Genomic DNA, 18,040 nt, shown 5'->3' on the forward strand with positions numbered 1-18,040 from the left:
AAGGAGGTAAATATTATGTTAAATTTTGAAATGCCTAAGTATCATCATCCGGATTTCACACAAGAGATGTTTGTAAATGCACCAGATGCAAAATACGAAGAAGCGGAAAAGGATGGAGTAGTACCTGAATATTATCACAGTACATCTATGTATCCAGAATATTTTAAAATTGATGGAGAATGGAAACTTGCAGAAGAAAGCCGTATGGATTCATGTGTAGTTCTTTGTGATGATGGACATCTTGCAGTTGTTGAAGCGAGAAATATTAAAAAAGGTGACAAAGTACTTCTTGGAAGAACAGAAAGATGCGAAGAAGGAGTATATATGCACTGTCATGGATTTGAAGAGGCGGGAGAAAAATTGGATGACCAGTTTGTATTTCGTCAAGGAAGAAGTCGTGAAACATCATATGCAAGGGATTATGATAAGTTATTTGAATTATTAAAATATGAAAAAGAAAATGGTGGTAAAATTGTTTGGGTAATGGGTCCTGCATTTGCTTTTGATGCAAATGCAAGAGCAGCAATGCAAGCACTTGTTGAAAATGGATATGCACATGGTCTTTTAGCAGGAAATGCTTTAGCAACTCATGATTTAGAGGGGGCATTACTCCATACAGCACTTGGACAAGATATTTATACACAGAAATCTCAGCCAAACGGACATTATAATCACTTAGATGTATTGAATAAAGTAAGAAGAAGTGGATCTATTCCTCAATTTATGAAAGATTATAACTTGAATGACGGTATTATTTGTAGTTGTGTGAATAATAATGTTCCAATTGTACTTGCAGGATCTATCCGTGATGATGGACCACTTCCAGAAGTGTATGGAAATGTTTATGAAGCTGCAAATGCAATGCGAAGTATTGTTAAAGAAGCAACAACAGTTATTTGTCTTGCAACAATGTTACATACAATTGCTGTTGGTAATATGACACCTTCTTTCCGTGTATTAAAAGATGGAACGATTCGCCCAGTATATCTTTACACAGTAGATGCAGATGAATTTGTTGTAAATAAACTTTTAGATCGAGGAAGTTTATCAGCAACAACTATGGTTACTAATGTTCAGGACTTTATTACACGTGTTGCAAAAGGACTTGATGTAATAAAATAGTTCCTTATAGTGAAGGAATGGAGAAAACTTATGAAGAAAAATAGTATATTTGGTAAATTGGCTCTTTTATTCGTGGCAATTGCATGGGGAAGTTCTATGGTTGTGATCAAAGGTTCTACAGACACCCTACCTGCTGGAGCACTTCTTGCGTGTCGTTTTACGGTAGCAGGAGTACTTTTGGCCTTAGCGAATATAAAAAAATTAAAGCAACTTGATAAAGATTATATTAAGAGTGGTATTTTTATTGGTATATGTCTGTTTATGGCATACTTTACACAGACTATAGGTGTTATGCTTGAAATGCCTGGAAAGAGTCATTTTCTTTCTTCCGCATATTGCGTGTTTGTACCATTTCTTGGTTGGCTAATTTTAAAAGAAAAGCCAAAAGCTTATCATATTATTGCGGCAGCTATGTGTGCAATTGGTATTATATTGGTATCGGTTGCAGGAAATTTCAGTATAAGTTATGGGGATAGCATTTCTATTATTAGTTCAGTATTTTGGGCATCACAGATTATAGCTATTGCAAAATGGGGGAAAGATAAAGATCCAGCATTGATTACAATGCTTCAATTTGTTGTATGTGCTGTTTTAGCTTGGGTGTTTACATTAACAATGGAAGATCCAGGAGCAATCCAATGGAATATGGGAGCTGTTGGAGGCGTTTTATATCTTGGTATTGTTTGTTCGGGAATTTGTTTCTTATTGCAAACAATAGCACAGAAAACAGAAAATCCAACAAGTGTTTCAATTATTTTGAGTTTTGAAAATATTTTTGGACTTGTGTTTGGAGCAATTTTCTTTAATGAAAAGTTTACACCACGTTCAATTATGGGATTCGTAATGATTTTTGCTGCTATTATTATAGCGGAAACAGAATTCTCATTTTCGGGTAAAAAAAGCAAAAAACAGTAGGAAAAAGTTATTTGTCTAGATTTTTATAACTATATCATAAAATATCGGCGGCTAGATAACCGCCGATATTTTATGAAAAGATTGCCAGTATACCGAATATTCTGCTATACTATATGAAAGTACGAAAAAGAAATGAGGAGCAGAAATGAATATACTAATTGTAGATGCACAAGGTGGAGGTATGGGAAAACAACTTGTGTCAGCAATTAAACAAGAATTTCCTGAAGCAGAGATAACAGCAGTAGGAACAAATTCTTTGGCAACAACGAATATGTTGAAAGCAGGAGCAAATCATGCGGCAACAGGTGAGAATGCAGTTGTTGTTGGATGCAGAAAAGCAGACATAATTATAGGACCAGTAGGGATTGCAATTGCTGATTCTATGTATGGAGAAATTACTTCGAAAATGGCAGAAGCTATTGGACAAAGTGGAGCGAAAAAATTATTAATTCCGATGAATCATTGTAATAATATTATTGTTGGAGTTAGAAATACATCGATGAGTTTTTTAATCGCATCGGTAATTGAAGAATTAATTGAATATTCAAATTGCTAGAAAGCAATATCATATGAGTAGTATATGACCAAGAAAGACGACATGAAGCGTACAAGAAATACAGAAGTATTTCATAGAAAAGGTGAAATACAAAAAATCATATTGGTAAACGAAAATAGAAATGTCAGAAGGCGTAAGAATATATCCAGAAGGAGTATTCATATGCTTTTTTTCATTTAAGAAGAGAGGGAAAAATATGAAAAAAAGAATGTTAAGTATAGTATGTGTAATCGCTATGATGTCAGTAGTGATTTCTGGTTGCGGGAATAAAAAGGATGAAAAGAAGAGTTCAAGCAAAAAAGAAGGAATCAAAGCGTATGTAGGAACAACTTTATTTGAAGAGAGTTTAGACCCAATTAAAGGAGCGTTGCCACATGGATATCCATTTATTAATAATGCATTATTACGTGTAGATAGTAACTCGAAATATGTAGGAGATTTGGCAAAGAATTGGGAAGTGAGTAAAGATGCTTTGACGTATACTTTTCATTTGAACAAAGATATAAAATTTAGTGATGGTAGTGATTTTGATGCGGAAGATGTTGTGTTTACCTATGAAACAGTGAAAAAAAATCAGGCTGATAATGAATATGTAGATTTAACACGTCTTGATACAGTTAAAGCAATCGATAAAGAAACGGTTGAGTTTAAATTAAAAGAGGCATACTCTCCATTTTTGGATACAACAGCACTTCTTCAAATTGTACCTTCAGATGCATATGATAAAAAGTCCTTTGATACAAAACCAATAGGGACAGGTGCATATAAGGTTGTACAGTATGATGCAGATCAACAGATTATTTTAGAAGCAAATGAAAACTATTTTGGTAAAATTCCAGATATTAAAAAAGTGACTCTTGTAAAGATGGATATGGATTCCGCATTTGCAGCAGCAAAAGCTGGGGAATTAGATATTGTTATGGTTGGGACAAATTATGCTAAGGAGAAAATTTCCGGAATGACTTTGCAGAGACTAGAAACAATGGATGTGAGAAATGTTAGCCTTCCAGTGCGAAGAGTAACTGAAATGAAAAATTCTGATGGAAAAAAAGTAAAGGTTGGAAATAATGTAACATCAGATTTAGCAGTAAGAAAAGCACTTGCTATAGGGATTGATCGACAGAAAATCATTGATCATTCATCGGATGGAATAGGAATTTCGTCAGTAAATTTCACAGATAATCTTGTATGGGCAAGTAGAGATACATATAAAGATAAGCAAGTAGTTGAAGCAAAGAAACTTTTGGATGAAGCAGGATGGAAAGTTGGAAAAGATGGAATTCGTGAAAAAGCCGGACAAAAATGTAGTTTTGATTTATATGCGACAGCAGGAGAAACAGATAGATATAATCTTTGTGTAGCATTATCTGAAAATGCAAAAGAGTTAGGAATAGAAATAAAAGTAAAAACAGCAACATGGGAAGAAATTATTACATTGCAAAATACATCGGCAGTTTTGTGGGGGTGGGGACAGTATTCTCCAACTGTATTGTCATCACTTTTCCAATCAAATTTATTTTTAACTGGAGGATATGATAACGTAGTGGGATATAATAATCCAAAAGTAGATGCAAAAATTCAAGAAGCTTTATCTGCTAATAGTCAAGAATCAGCAATTGCGTCATGGAAAGAAGTGCAAAAAATTGCAGATGCAGATTATACAAATCTATTTCTTGTAAATATAGAGCATTGCTATTTTGTTAGTGATAATTTAGATATTTCTAAAAATACGCAGATTCCACATCCACATGGGCATGGAACGCCAATTATCTGTAATATGGCAGATTGGAAAATGAAATAGAACCGGAGAAAATGAATGAAAAATGGAAAGAAGTTAATAGAAGAATGTGTGCGAATGATATTGCTTTTGGTGGCAGTAAGTATTGTAGCTTTTTTATTAATTACAAAAGCTCCTATTGATCCGCTTGTTTCTTATGTAGGCACAAATTCAACATTGTCAGAAGCGGCGAAAGAAGAAATAGAAGAAGAATGGGGATTAAATAGACCACTTTCGGAGAGATTTATCAAGTGGGCAAATCATGCATTACATGGTGATTTTGGAATGTCTATTACATACAAAAAACCAGTTATAGAAATAATTAAAACAAGATTTTTGTATTCGATTGTGTTAATGATGCTAGCATGGGGATTATCTGGAGTTATTGGATTTATATTAGGTGTTAGTTGTGGAATGCATCAAGGCGGTATTTTAGATAAATTCGTAAAAATATTTTGTCTTATTATGAAATCGGCACCTGTATTTTGGGTTGGTCTTTTAGCTTTAACAATATTTGCTGTGCAACTTGGATGGTTTCCGATTGGAATGGCAGTTCCCGTAGGAAAATTAGCAGAAGATGTCACAATAAGTGACAGAATATATCATCTAATTTTGCCGGTATTTACATTAACAATTGTAAATATTAGTGAAGTTGTTCTATATACAAGACAAAAAGTAATTGAAATTATGAATAGCGATTTTATTTTGTATGCAAAAGCAAGAGGAGAAAGTAATATTCAACTTGTAAAACGTCACATCTTACGAAATGTTGCATTGCCAGCAATTACAGTGCAGTTTGCTTCTTTCAATGAATTATTTGGGGGAATGGCTTTGGCGGAAACGGTGTTTGCTTATCCTGGAATAGGAAATGCAATAACATCTGCTGCGATGAATGCAGATGTTCCCCTTCTTTTAGGAATAGCGGTGTTTAGTGCTGTGTTTGTATTTGTGGGAAATTTGATTGCGAATTTTTTATATGGAGTTTTTGACCCTAGAATTCGAGAGGGGGAAACACATGAATAAAAAGAAAATAGCGAATAGAAGAGTTAGGATGGTCTTATTAGTGACTTTTGCACTTATTTATTTAGGTGGAATCTTCTTTTGGGGAATATGTATGGATCCATCTCGTTATGCTTCTAACTATGCAGATAAATTTATGACACCGGGAATGCAACATTTATTTGGGACAGATTTTATAGGAAGAGATATGTTCTATCGTTCTATTAAAGGGCTGTCTAATAGTTTGATTATTGGTGTTTTGGCATCTATTGTTAGTTCTATTATTGCATTAATTGCAGGTATTTCCTCTGCTGTGTTTGGCGGATGGATAGATAAATTTGTTAATTGGTGTGTAGATTTATGTATGGGACTTCCACATTTAGTCCTTTTAATGTTGATTTCTTTTATGGTCGGAAAAGGAGTAAAAGGGGTGACAATAGCAGTAGCTTTGACTCATTGGCCTTCATTAACAAGAATTGTTCGAGCAGAAGTTATGCAGATAAGGTCTGCGCAGTATGTACAAGCAGCGTATAAAATGGGAAAATCTAAGATACAGGTGGCGGTACAACATATTTTACCTCATGTTCTGCCCGTGTATTTAATTGGATTGGTACTATTATTTCCGCATGCAATTATGCACGAAGCATCTATTACATTTCTTGGTTTTGGAATGCCAGCAGAGATGCCAGCGATAGGTGTTATTTTATCAGAGGCAATGAAGCATATTGCAACTGGTAAATGGTGGCTTGCATTATTTCCAGGTTTGATGCTTCTGATTGCAGTGATTGTATTTGACGTTATAGGAGAAAATTTAAAAAAACTTTGGAATCCAGGAAGTGCGAATGAATAGGAGAAGTACGATGAAAGAAACAAGGGTTTTAACAGTAGATGATTTAGTTGTGTCATTTAGCATGTATAAAGGAATTTTTCATAAACAGGATTTAGAGGTTGTTCATTCTCTTTCGTTAGATGTAAAAAAAGGAGAGATTGTTGCGGTAGTAGGTTCAAGTGGTTCGGGGAAAAGTCTTTTGGCACATGCTATTATGGGATTGCTTCCAAACAATGCGAATATAAAAGGTGAAATTTTTTATAATGGAGAGAAGTTGACGGAGAAAAAAAGAAAAGAATTTCTTGGAAGAAAGATTGTTTTTATTCCACAGTCAGTAGATTACTTAGACCCCGTAATGAAAGTGGGCAAACAGGTTGTTGGGGTATATTCTACAAAGGAAAGACAGAAGGAATTATTTGAAAAATATAAACTAGAAAAAGAGGTAGAAAACATGTACCCATTTCAACTTTCGGGAGGAATGGCTAGAAGGGTTCTTGTTTCTTCTGCAGTTATGGAAAATCCAGAACTGATTATTGCTGATGAGCCAACACCGGGATTGAGTATTGATATGGCAATGGATACATTGAAACATTTTAGAAAATTCGCAGATAACGGGGCGGGAGTACTTTTAATTACACATGATATTGATTTGGCATTTCATGTGGCTGATAGAATAGCAGTATTTTATGCGGGAACGATTGTTGAAATAGCTCCCGTTGAAGATTTTCTTGCTGGTACAGAAAAACTTCGTCATCCATATAGTAAAGCGTTGATTTCTGCATTACCACAAAATGAATTTAAAGCAATTAAAGGGATACAACCTTATGCAAATAATTTACCGACAGGATGTCTGTTTGCGGAACGGTGTCCTTATATGACAGAAGAATGTTGCGGAGAAATTCCTATAAGAAATTTAAGAGGCGGAAAGGTTAGGTGTGTACATGCAACTTAAGGCAGAAGAGATAAGTTTTCGTTATACGGATAAATCTCCTTGGATTTTAAAAGGTGTAAATATAGAAGTAAAAACAGGTGAACGAGTAGGGATTGTAGGTTCTTCAGGATGTGGAAAGAGTACACTGGCAAAAATTCTTGCAGGATATAATTGTGCGACTTCCGGACAAGTTTTATTAGATGGGAAACCTTTGCAGAAAAATGGTTTTTCTCCAGTACAAATGATTTATCAACATCCTGAGTTGGCAGTAAATCCAAGATGGAAGATGAAAAAGATATTAAATGAATGTTGGAATCCTGATGAGAAGATGTTGGAGCGTTTTGGTATTGAAAAGGAATGGTTAACAAGATGGCCAAGGGAACTTTCCGGTGGAGAATTACAACGCTTTTGTATTGTGAGATTATTAAGTCCAGAAAGTAAATTTCTTATTTGTGATGAAATTACAACTATGTTAGATGTGATTTCTCAAGCACAAATTTGGAATGCTTTATTGGAAATATCAAAGCAAAGGAATTATGGAATGATCATTATAACGCACAATATGGAATTGGCGAAACGTGTTTGTACAAGGATAGTGGATTTAAGCGAGATAAATCGGAGGGAATAAATATGGACACAAAGAAAATATTAGAACAGGTAAAAAAAGGTGAAATTTCTATAGAAGATGCAGAAGAACTTTTTCGAAGACAACCCTTTGAAGAGTTGGGATATGCAAAATTAGATACACATAGAAAATTACGCTCTGGTTGTGCGGAAGTAGTGTTTTGTAGCGGAAAGGCAGATGAACATCTTTTAAAGATATATGAAAGACTTTATGAAGAAGAAGGGGAAGTACTTGGAACTAGAGCTACAAAAGAACAGGCAGAGCTGGTGCAAGCAGAAATTCCAGAAGTGGAGTATGACGCGTTATCAAGAATTTTAAAAATTGAAAAAAAACAAAAAGAACATATAGGGAAAATTGTGGTTTGTACAGCAGGAACAGCAGACATTCCAGTGGCAGAAGAAGCAGCACAAACAGCAGAATTTTTCGGAAATACAGTGGAAAGAATATATGATGTAGGAGTAAGTGGACTTCACCGATTGCTTTCAAAAGTAGATGTGATTCAAAGTGCGAATTGTGTTATTGCAGTAGCCGGAATGGAAGGAGCATTGGCTAGTGTTATAGGAGGACTTGTAGATAAACCAGTAATTGCAGTGCCTACATCTGTTGGATATGGTGCAAGTATGAATGGAATTTCAGCACTATTAACGATGATCAATTCTTGTGCAAACGGTATTGCTACTGTAAATATTGATAATGGGTATGGTGCTGGTTATATTGCATCGCAAATTAATAGATTGGGGGTACATAAAGATGAATAAACAAAAATTATATTTGGAATGTTATGCTGGAATAAGCGGGGATATGACTGTGGCAGCTCTTTTGGACTTGGGAGCAGATGAAAAGGTACTTACAAAGGCATTAGATAGTTTGTCAATCCGTGAACAGTTTGAGACAAAAATTAGTAGAGTATCTAAAGCTGGGTTGGATGCTTGTGATTTCAATGTATTATTAGAAAAAGAAAATCACGATCATGATATGCAGTATTTGCATGGAAAGACACATCATCATGACCATCATCATGGACATAGTCATGATCATCACCATGACCATCGTGGTCTGATAGAAATTCAGGGAATTATTCGTTGTAGTGAAATGACAGAAAGAGCAAAAATGCTTGCGGAAAAGATTTTTGATATTTTAGCGAATGCAGAAGCTAAAGCACATGGAAAGTCAAAAACAGAAGTTCATTTTCATGAGGTGGGAGCAGTTGATTCTATAGTAGACATAGTGTCTGTTGCAATTTGTTTAGATAATTTGGGAATTGATGAAGTGATTATTCCTACACTGTATGAGGGGTGTGGAACTGTTCGCTGTCAACATGGGGTATTACCTATTCCTGTTCCTGCTGTTGCTAATATCGTTAATGCAGAAAATCTAACATTGCATATTACAGAAACAGAAGGAGAGTTTGTCACTCCAACGGGGGCGGCAATTGCAGCGGCAATTCGTACAGAAACAAAACTTCCAGAGAACTTTCGCATTTTAAGGACAGGTATTGGTGCAGGTAAAAGAAATTATGAAAGACCAAGTATTCTTCGTGCCATGCTTATTGAAGAGGAAGAAAGCCAAACGGTAGAAAAAGATGAGATTGTAAAAATGGAAAGTAATATTGATGATTGTACAGGGGAAGCGCTTGGTTATACAATGGAAAAACTTATGGAAGCAGGTGCAAGAGATGTTCATTATTTTCCTGTGTTTATGAAAAAAAATCGCCCTGGATATCAGTTAAATGTTATTTGTAAAGAAAACCAAATTTCTCAATTGCAAAAAATTATATTTGAAGAAACTACAAGTATTGGGATTCGCATTCAGTATATGGAAAGAAGTGTTTTGCCAAGAAGGATAGAAATTCGTGATACATCAATGGGAGAAGTGCAAATTAAAATTTGTACACTTTCTTCAGGTGAAAGAATTTATCCCGAACATGAAAGCATTGCAAAAATTTGTAAAGAAAGTGGAAAATCCTGGCAAGAAGTTTATCGTCAGATTATTGAGGAATGCCAGTAGATGAATAATTATGAGGAAAAAAGAAAAAAACTTCTTGAGAGAATAGACAATCTTACAAAAGAAAATATTGTGCTTGCTTTTTCAGGCGGAGTTGATAGTAGTTTATTGCTGAAAATTTGCTGTGATGCCTCTAAAAAAAGTGGGAAGAAAGTGTATGCAATAACTGTAGAGACAGAGTTGCATCCGATGAAAGATGTAGAGATTGCCACAATGGTGGCAAAAGAAGCGGGAGCGAAGCATTTGATTATTCGGATAGACGAATTGCACGAGGCAGGAATTCAATATAATCCAGTGGATAGATGTTATCTTTGCAAAAAATTACTTTTTAGCAAATTAAAAGAAAAAGCAAAGAAATTATGTATACAGACGATTGTGGAAGGAACAAACGAAGATGATCTTCATGTCTATCGTCCAGGCATTCGTGCATTAAAAGAATTAGAAATTCTAAGTCCTTTAGCGGAGTGTGGATTTACGAAAAGAGAAGTAAGAAAATTAGCAGAAGAATATGGAATATCTGTTGCGAATCGACCGGCTACTCCGTGTATGGCAACACGTTTTCCATATGGCACAGAATTAGATTACGAGAAAATGCGTTCTGTAGAAGAAGGAGAAGAATGGCTTAGAACATTTGGATTTTATAATGTAAGAATTCGAGTGCATGGAGATCTTGCTAGAATTGAAATTGATGAAAAAGATATGGAAATTCTTTTGCGCAATCGAATAAAAATAATTGAGAAATTAAAAACATTAGGATATTCATATATCACAATAGATTTGGAAGGATTCCGTTCTGGAAGTATGGACATTAATTTAAAATAAATGAATTATAAGAAAGACTCTGCGGGAAATAGTTTGTTTGTGCAGAGTCTTTTCTTGTGTTATAATGAAAATTCCTATTGATAAAGAAGAAAACAAAGAAAAACAGGAGTTAAAGATAAATGAATATATTAAATATAGAGCATATTAGTAAAATATTTGGAGAAAAAATTATTTTTGATGATGTTTCTTATGGCATACAAGAGGGAGAAAAAATAGGTGTTATTGGGATTAATGGAACGGGCAAGACAACATTGTTAAAAATAATTGCAGGTGAAGAGGAGGCCGATGAAGGGCAAATTGTAAAACAAAATGGCATACGTATTGCATATTTACCACAATCTCCAGTATTTCCGAAAGACGCAACAATACTCTCATATGTAAATGAAGGAATTGGAGAAAATGATTGGACAGCAAAAAGTGAAGTGAAAAGTGCGTTGACGAAACTTGGAATTACTGACTTTGAACAAAAGATCGAACATCTTTCAGGAGGACAGAAGAAAAAGATCGCTTTAGCAAAGACATTAACTTCTTCATTTGAGATACTCCTTCTTGATGAGCCTACAAACCACTTAGATAGTGAGATGATCGAATGGTTGGAAGAATATTTGCAAAAATATAAAGGTGTTGTCATTATGGTGACACATGATAGATATTTTTTGGATAAAGTGACAAATAAAATTTTAGAAATTAGCAGAGGAAAGCTATATGGTTATGAAGCAAATTATTCTCAGTTTTTAGAATTAAAAGCACAGAGGGAAGAAATGGAAAATGCCTCAGAGAGAAAAAGACAGAGCGTACTTCGTATGGAGATGGAATGGGCAAAAAGAGGGTGCAGAGCAAGAACAACGAAGCAGAAGGCTAGGTTAGAGCGATTGGAAACGTTGAAAGAACAAAAAGCACCTGTACAAGAAAAGGTAGCTCAAATTGATTCGGTAGAGACAAGAATGGGTAAAAAAACAATAGAGTTACATCATATAACGAAAAGTTATGGAGATAAAAAACTGATTGATGATTTTAGTTATATTGCCTTGAAAAATCAGAATATTGGTATTGTTGGTCCAAATGGTTGTGGAAAATCCACGCTTCTCAAAATTATTGCAGGTATAGTGAAAGCGGATAAAGGAGAGGTTGAAATTGGAGAAACAATCAAAATAGGATATTTTGCACAAGAAGTACCTGATATGGACACAAAACAAAAAGTAATTGATTATTTAAAAGATATTGCAGAATATATACCTACAAGAGAGGGGAAAATTACAGCATCACAAATGTTAGAACGTTTTTTGTTTACGGCAGATATGCAGTATGCTCCGATAGAAAAATTATCTGGTGGAGAGAAAAAACGACTATATCTTCTCAGTATTTTGCAAGGAGCACCGAATGTACTTATTTTTGATGAGGCAAATAATGATATTGATATTCCAACAATGACAATTTTAGAAGATTATTTGAATTCATTTCAAGGAATTGTGATTACAGTTTCCCATGACAGATATTTTCTTGATAATGTGGTTGATCGTATTTTCGAGTTTGATGGAGATGGGCATTTGCAGCAGTATGAAGGGGGATATACGGATTATATAGAAGCCAAACAAAGAAGAATAAAAGAATCTGTTGAGGTGAAAGAGAAAAAAGTATCAGCTAAAAATGATTGGAAACAAAATAGAGAGAAAAAGTTGAAATTTTCGTATAAAGAGCAACGAGAATACGAAACAATAGATGAAGATATCGCAAAATTAGAAAAGAAATTGGAACAGATAGATAATGATATAATGAAAAACGCAACAAACTCGCTTAAACTTTCTGAACTTACAAAGGAGAAAGAGGAAAAAGAGATTATGTTGGAAGAAAAAATGGAGCGTTGGGTTTATCTAAATGATTTGGCAGAACAAATAAAGGAGCAGAAAAAATAATTGGAAAAGATAGATGGAGCAATTTTTTTAAAGGAAATTACAGAAAAATTAGATGTACGTATTAGAAAATTGGAAGATGGGATTGAAAAAGGGCAGAAAGAAATTGAAGATATGCATACCTATTATTGGGAAAATTATACAGAAATGGACGAATATGGTTATGAAAATTACGATAACCAACAAGCACTTTTTCGCCAAGTAGATGCCAATCAAGAAAAATTACAGTTAAAATCCAGGTTTGAAAAAATGAAAGAATCTCCATTTTTTGCAAGGGTTGATTTTCAATATGAGGATGAGGAAGATGTAGAAATTTTTTACATTGGTATTGGAAATTTTGCAGAAAGTGCTGGGGCAACTCCGTTAATTTATGATTGGAGAGCTCCTGTAAGTAGTCTTTTTTATGATTATGATAAAGGGAATGCTTCTTATCAAGCACCAGCTGGTGTATTGGAAGGAGAAATTCTTGCAAAATGGCAGTATAAGATTAAATCTGGAAAAATGGTGTATGGTTTTGAAAGTGATATGAAAATTGATGATGACATTTTAAAACAGGAATTAGGAAGCAATGGTGATGTACAGTTAAAAAATATTGTAAGAACTATTCAAAAGGAGCAAAATGAAATTATTCGAAACACAAAGGATAAAATACTTGTGATTCAAGGGGTGGCTGGAAGTGGAAAAACCTCAGTAGCATTGCACAGAATAGCGTATTTGCTTTATCATGATAGAAAAAAAATACGTTCAACGAATGTGTTGATTTTATCGCCAAACGGTGTTTTTGCTGATTATATATCACATATTTTACCTGAATTAAATGAGGAAAATATCCAAGAAATGAGCTTTGATTTATTTGCTTACAAAGAATTGAGACATATTGTTTCGGATTGTGAAGATAGATATCATCAGATAGAGCGTCAGTTGTGCGAAAATGATAAAGTACAGGAAGAAAGATATAAAATAAAGCAATCAGCACAATTTGTTGGTTTTGTGGAAGGATTTTTGGCGCAATTAGAAGATGAATTAATGGATTTTACAGAGGTGGAATTTAAAGGAATGAGATTTTCTGAACAAGAACTTATTGACTTGTTTTACAATAAATTCCAAGATGTACCTATTTTATCTCGTATGAATGAAGTGATGGAATATTTTGTAGATTCATGGGAAACTTTAAGAGGGAGAGATTTATCGGAAGAAGAAAAAGAACATCTCTTAACAAAATTTATGAAAATGTATGTTACAAAGGATATCTATATTATTTATAATTGGCTTTTAGAGGAAATGGGATATCCTCAACTTCCGGAAGTTTCTTACGAGAGAAGAAAACTGGAATATGAAGATGTTTTTCCAATGTTATATTTAAAATATCGATTGGAAGGTGGAAAAAAACATAAGCAGATAAAACATTTAGTAATTGATGAGATGCAAGATTATTCTTATTTGCAATATGTTATTTTATCTTATTTATTTTCATGTAGAATGACAATTTTGGGGGATAAAGCACAGACGATTGACACGACGGAACGAGATGTGATGAGATTTTTATCTAAAATTTTAGGTAAAGACTTGCGAAAAATTGTTATGAATAAAAGTTATCGAAATACAGTAGAGATTGCGCAGTATGCGAATACTATTTCTGGAAATACAGACATGCAATTATTTGAACGACACGGAAAAGAAGTTGAAGAAAAAATAGTTACAGAAAAGGAAGCCATTCATTTTGTAGGGAATAAGATCAGTGAAATGAAGGAAAAATATGAAACAATAGCAATTATTACCCTGACGGAAAAGGAAGCATGGCAATTTTATCAAGCGTTCGTAGAAAAAGGGCTACAGGTTTCTTATTTAGATAGAGATAGTATGCGTTTTGAAAAAAATGTAATTGTTACGACATTTTATATGGCGAAAGGTTTGGAGTTTGATTGTGTATTTGGGATTTCTTCTGATTGGAATAAAGAAAAAGGAAAACAAGGAAAGTATATTTGTGCAACGCGAGCTCTGCATGAACTTTATATGTTGGAAGTGAAAAATATTTAAAAAGTAATGTAAATGAAAAATAAATAGAACGTGAGAAACTCAGAATCTGAACATGCAGTATAACGTGTATGTTAGTTTTTGAGTTTTTTTGTTTGAAAAACAAGGTTGAAAACAACTATATATTGTGATAACATAATTTCGAAACACAATAAATAGTGATGAGGTAGAAAAATGAAACGGAATGAAGAACGAAAATTAATAAATGTTTTTCCTGGGGTTGTAGAAATAGAGGAATTATTTTCTTGTATTGAAAAGGAATTTACAGAGGATGAATATGCGATAAGTCTATTGGAAGAAAAATTTTTTACATTTTATAAATCTGGAATTTCAGAGGAAGAGAAATTAGCACTTCTTATTCAAGCGGCGATTGAATTGACTACTCAAGAAGCACCAAAATGGGAAATGATTGCTGCGAGAATACTGTTCCTTTCTTTTATGCGTAAATTAAATGAAACGATGCGAGAATATGAAATAAAGTCTTTTTATGAAAAGATAGTTTTTTTGACTAAAGAAGGGCTTTATGGAAAATATATTTTGGAGACGTATACAAAGGAAGAAATAGATGACTTCGAAAAGTATTTAGATTTAGATAGAAACAAATTGTTTAATTATTCTGGATTAGAACTTTTGTTGAGTCGATATATTATACGGAATGGAAAAGGTGTAGCTTTTGAAACTCCACAGGAAATGTTTTTGGGAATTGCGATGCATCTTGCTATGAAAGAAGAAAAGAATAGGACACTTTGGGTAGAAAGATTTTATGATATGTTAAGCACACTGAAAGTAACCATGGCAACTCCTACTCTTTCAAATGCAAGAAAGCCATATCACCAACTTTCGTCTTGTTTTATTGATACAGTTCCAGATAGTTTAAATGGTATTTATCGAAGTATTGAGAATTTTGCAAAAGTAAGTAAATTTGGTGGTGGAATGGGCATGTATTTTGGAAAAGTACGTGCAAGTGGAAGCTCTATTCGTGGATTTCAAGGAGCTGCTGGAGGGGTAATAAGATGGATTCGTCTTGCAAATGATACAGCAGTTGCAGTAGATCAACTTGGAGTTCGGCAAGGAGCTGTAGCAGTTTATTTGGACGTGTGGCACAAAGATTTACCAGAATTTTTGAAATTAAGGACAAATAATGGTGATGATAGAATGAAGGCACATGATGTATTTCCAGCAGTTTGTTATCCGGATTATTTTTGGGAAGAAGCAAGAGATAATCTAGAAGGAGATTGGTATCTGATGTGTCCACATGAAATTTTTTCGGTAAAAGGATATGCTTTGGAGGATTCTTTTGGAGATGAGTGGAAAGAAAAATATTTAGAATGTGTAGCGGATGAAAGAATAGAAAAACGTATTATTCCGATTAAAGATATTATTAGATTGATTATTAAAAGTGCTGTGGAAACAGGGACTCCGTTTACCTTTAATAGAGATCATGTGAATAGAGCTAATCCAAATGGACATAGAGGAATAATTTATTGTAGCAATCTTTGTACAGAAATTGCACAGAATATGAGTGAAATTGAAGAAGTGGAAGAGCGAATAGAAACAGTGGATGGTGAAACAGTTATAGTTACAGTCACAAAACCAGGTGAATTTGTTGTGTGTAATTTGGCTAGTTTATCATTAGGGAAATTAGATGTAGAAGATGAACAAGAAGTTTCTGAAATCACTAGTTATGTAGTGAGGGCGTTGGATAATGTAATTGATTTGAATTTTTTCCCTGTGCCATATGCTAAAATTAATAATGAGAAATATAGACCGATTGGACTTGGAGTGAGTGGATATCATCATATGCTTGCTAAGCATGGAATTGCATGGGAGAGTGAAAAACATTTAGAATTTGTAGAAAAAATATTTTCACGTATTCATTATGCAGCGATTGAGGCTAGTAGCAATCTAGCGAAAGAGAAGGGAAGTTATCACTATTTTGAGAAAAGTGATTGGCAGACAGGAGAATATTTTGAAAAACGGGGATTAACAGATGAAAAATGGAGTCAGTTGCGTCAAAAAGTAGAAGTGCAAGGGCTTCGTAATGCATATTTGCTTGCAGCAGCACCAACTAGTAGTACAAGTATTATTTCTGGAACAACAGCAGGATTAGATCCGATTATGAATCGGTATTTTTTAGAAGAAAAGAAAAATGGATTAATGCCTCGTGTGGCCCCAGAACTTTCATTGGAAACATATTGGTTATACAAAAATGCTCATTATATTGATCAAAGCTGGTCTATTAGAGCGTGCGGGGTACGTCAGCGTCATATTGATCAGGCTCAGAGCATGAATCTTTATATTACTAATGAATACACATTTAGAAAAGTGTTAGATTTATATATTCTTGCATGGGAAAAAGGGGTAAAAACAATTTATTATATTAGATCCAAAAGTTTGGAAATAGAAGAGTGTGAATCTTGTTCGTCGTAGTTGAAAGGAGTAAAAGATGGAAAGTTTAAGAAAAAGACCGTTATTTAACCCTCGAGGAGATATAGATGTACGGAAAAGAAAAATGATAGGCGGGAACACAACGAATTTAAATGATTTTAACAATATGAAGTACCCTTGGGTAAGTGATTGGTATAGACAGGCAATGAATAATTTTTGGATTCCCGAAGAAATAAATTTAGGAGTAGATGTAAAAGATTATGTTAAATTACCCTGTCCAGAAAAAAGAGCATATAATAAGATATTATCGTTTTTGATTTTTTTAGATAGTATTCAGACTGCAAATCTTCCTAACATAGGAGAATATATTACAGCTAATGAGATTAATCTTTGTCTCTCTATTCAGTTGTTTCAAGAAGCGGTGCATAGTCAAAGTTATAGCTATATGCTAGATACAATTTGTGAACCACAGGAAAGAAATGAAGTTCTTTACCAGTGGAAAGAGGATGAGCATCTTTTGAAAAGAAATGAGTTTATTGGTAATCTTTATAATAGATTTCAAGAAGAAAAAAGTAAAGAAATACTTGTAAATACTATCGTGGCTAATTACATTTTGGAAGGAATTTATTTTTACAGTGGATTTATGTTTTTTTATAATTTAGGAAGAAACAACTTGATGCCAGGGTCTGTTCAGGAAATTCGTTATATTAATAGAGATGAGAATACACATTTATGGTTATTTAGAAATATTTTATTAGAATTAAAACAAGAAGAACCAGATTTATTTCGTAAAGAAGATATAGAACGTTATCGTAAGATGATTAGAGAAGGATGTGAACAAGAAATAAAGTGGGGGCATTATGTAATTGGAGATGATGTACAAGGGTTGAGTAAAAAAATGATTACAGATTACATACAATATCTAGGGAATTTAAGGTGTAGTAATCTTGGTTTTGAACCAATATATGAAGGGCATGAAGAAGAACCAACTAGCATGAAATGGGTTAGCCAGTATTCAAATGCAAATGCAATTAAAACAGACTTTTTTGAGGCAAGAAGTACAGCATATGCGAAAAGTAGTGCATTAATAGATGATTTATAGAAGATTAATAAAATAGATATAAAAAA

The 18,040-nt window shown here is 33.8% G+C and carries 15 protein-coding genes; all 15 read left to right on the forward strand.

All coding sequences use genetic code 11. The features are described 5' to 3' along the window. Nucleotides 1–15: 15 nt before the first annotated feature. The 15 genes from ACY2U7_RS07610 (at nt 16) to ACY2U7_RS07680 (ending at nt 18,014) form a co-directional block, all read left to right on the forward strand. Entirely contained in the window at nt 16–1,122 is a 1,107-nt protein-coding gene (locus ACY2U7_RS07610) for a putative NPN-dependent ornithine cyclodeaminase (protein WP_461812994.1), read from the forward strand. 30 nt (nt 1,123–1,152) lie between these two features. After that, nucleotides 1,153–2,037, forward strand: a complete 885-nt coding sequence (locus ACY2U7_RS07615; RefSeq protein ID WP_461812993.1) for a DMT family transporter — start codon at nt 1,153–1,155, stop codon at nt 2,035–2,037. Nucleotides 2,038–2,182: 145 nt separating this feature from the next. Then, entirely contained in the window at nt 2,183–2,593 is a 411-nt protein-coding gene (locus tag ACY2U7_RS07620; protein WP_461812992.1) for a DUF3842 family protein, read from the forward strand. A gap of 196 nt (nt 2,594–2,789) precedes the next feature. Continuing rightward, the gene (locus ACY2U7_RS07625) at nt 2,790–4,394 is read left to right on the forward strand and encodes an ABC transporter substrate-binding protein (protein WP_461816167.1); all 1,605 of its coding nucleotides are present in this window, start codon (nt 2,790–2,792) and stop codon (nt 4,392–4,394) included. A gap of 15 nt (nt 4,395–4,409) precedes the next feature. Continuing rightward, the gene (locus ACY2U7_RS07630) at nt 4,410–5,393 is read left to right on the forward strand and encodes an ABC transporter permease (RefSeq protein WP_461812990.1); all 984 of its coding nucleotides are present in this window, start codon (nt 4,410–4,412) and stop codon (nt 5,391–5,393) included. Then, nucleotides 5,386–6,219, forward strand: coding sequence for an ABC transporter permease (locus ACY2U7_RS07635; RefSeq protein WP_461812989.1), 834 nt, complete (start codon nt 5,386–5,388; stop codon nt 6,217–6,219). The genes ACY2U7_RS07630 and ACY2U7_RS07635 overlap by 8 nt, the downstream gene beginning before the upstream one ends. Nucleotides 6,220–6,229: 10 nt before the next feature. Continuing rightward, nucleotides 6,230–7,150, forward strand: a complete 921-nt coding sequence (locus ACY2U7_RS07640) for an ABC transporter ATP-binding protein (protein WP_461812988.1) — start codon at nt 6,230–6,232, stop codon at nt 7,148–7,150. Beyond that, on the forward strand, nt 7,140–7,757 hold the full coding sequence (locus ACY2U7_RS07645) for an ABC transporter ATP-binding protein (RefSeq protein WP_461816168.1): 618 nt from the start codon (nt 7,140–7,142) through the stop codon (nt 7,755–7,757). The genes ACY2U7_RS07640 and ACY2U7_RS07645 overlap by 11 nt, the downstream gene beginning before the upstream one ends. Nucleotides 7,758–7,759: 2 nt before the next feature. Further along, complete coding sequence (larB, locus tag ACY2U7_RS07650) at nt 7,760–8,512, forward strand: nickel pincer cofactor biosynthesis protein LarB (protein ID WP_461812986.1); 753 nt, start codon at nt 7,760–7,762, stop codon at nt 8,510–8,512. Further along, a complete protein-coding gene (gene larC, locus ACY2U7_RS07655) occupies nt 8,505–9,761 on the forward strand; it encodes a nickel pincer cofactor biosynthesis protein LarC (protein ID WP_461816169.1) in 1,257 nt (418 codons plus the stop codon). The genes larB and larC overlap by 8 nt, the downstream gene beginning before the upstream one ends. After that, nucleotides 9,762–10,580: an ATP-dependent sacrificial sulfur transferase LarE gene (gene larE, locus ACY2U7_RS07660; protein ID WP_461816170.1), complete on the forward strand. Its 819-nt coding sequence runs from the start codon at nt 9,762–9,764 to the stop codon at nt 10,578–10,580. Between the two features lie 119 nt (nt 10,581–10,699). Then, nucleotides 10,700–12,493, forward strand: coding sequence for an ABC-F family ATP-binding cassette domain-containing protein (locus ACY2U7_RS07665; protein ID WP_461812983.1), 1,794 nt, complete (start codon nt 10,700–10,702; stop codon nt 12,491–12,493). After that, a complete protein-coding gene (locus ACY2U7_RS07670) occupies nt 12,494–14,527 on the forward strand; it encodes a HelD family protein (protein WP_461816171.1) in 2,034 nt (677 codons plus the stop codon). 171 nt (nt 14,528–14,698) lie between these two features. Next, nucleotides 14,699–16,954, forward strand: a complete 2,256-nt coding sequence (locus ACY2U7_RS07675) for a ribonucleoside-diphosphate reductase subunit alpha (protein WP_461812981.1) — start codon at nt 14,699–14,701, stop codon at nt 16,952–16,954. A gap of 16 nt (nt 16,955–16,970) precedes the next feature. After that, nucleotides 16,971–18,014 carry a ribonucleotide-diphosphate reductase subunit beta gene (locus ACY2U7_RS07680; protein ID WP_461812980.1) on the forward strand — a complete coding sequence of 348 codons (1,044 nt, stop codon included), beginning with the start codon at nt 16,971–16,973 and terminating at the stop codon, nt 18,012–18,014. The last annotated feature ends 26 nt before the right edge of the window (nt 18,015–18,040 follow it).

This window comes from Faecalimonas sp. (genome assembly GCA_029264305.1).
GTDB lineage: Bacteria > Bacillota > Clostridia > Lachnospirales > Lachnospiraceae > Faecalimonas.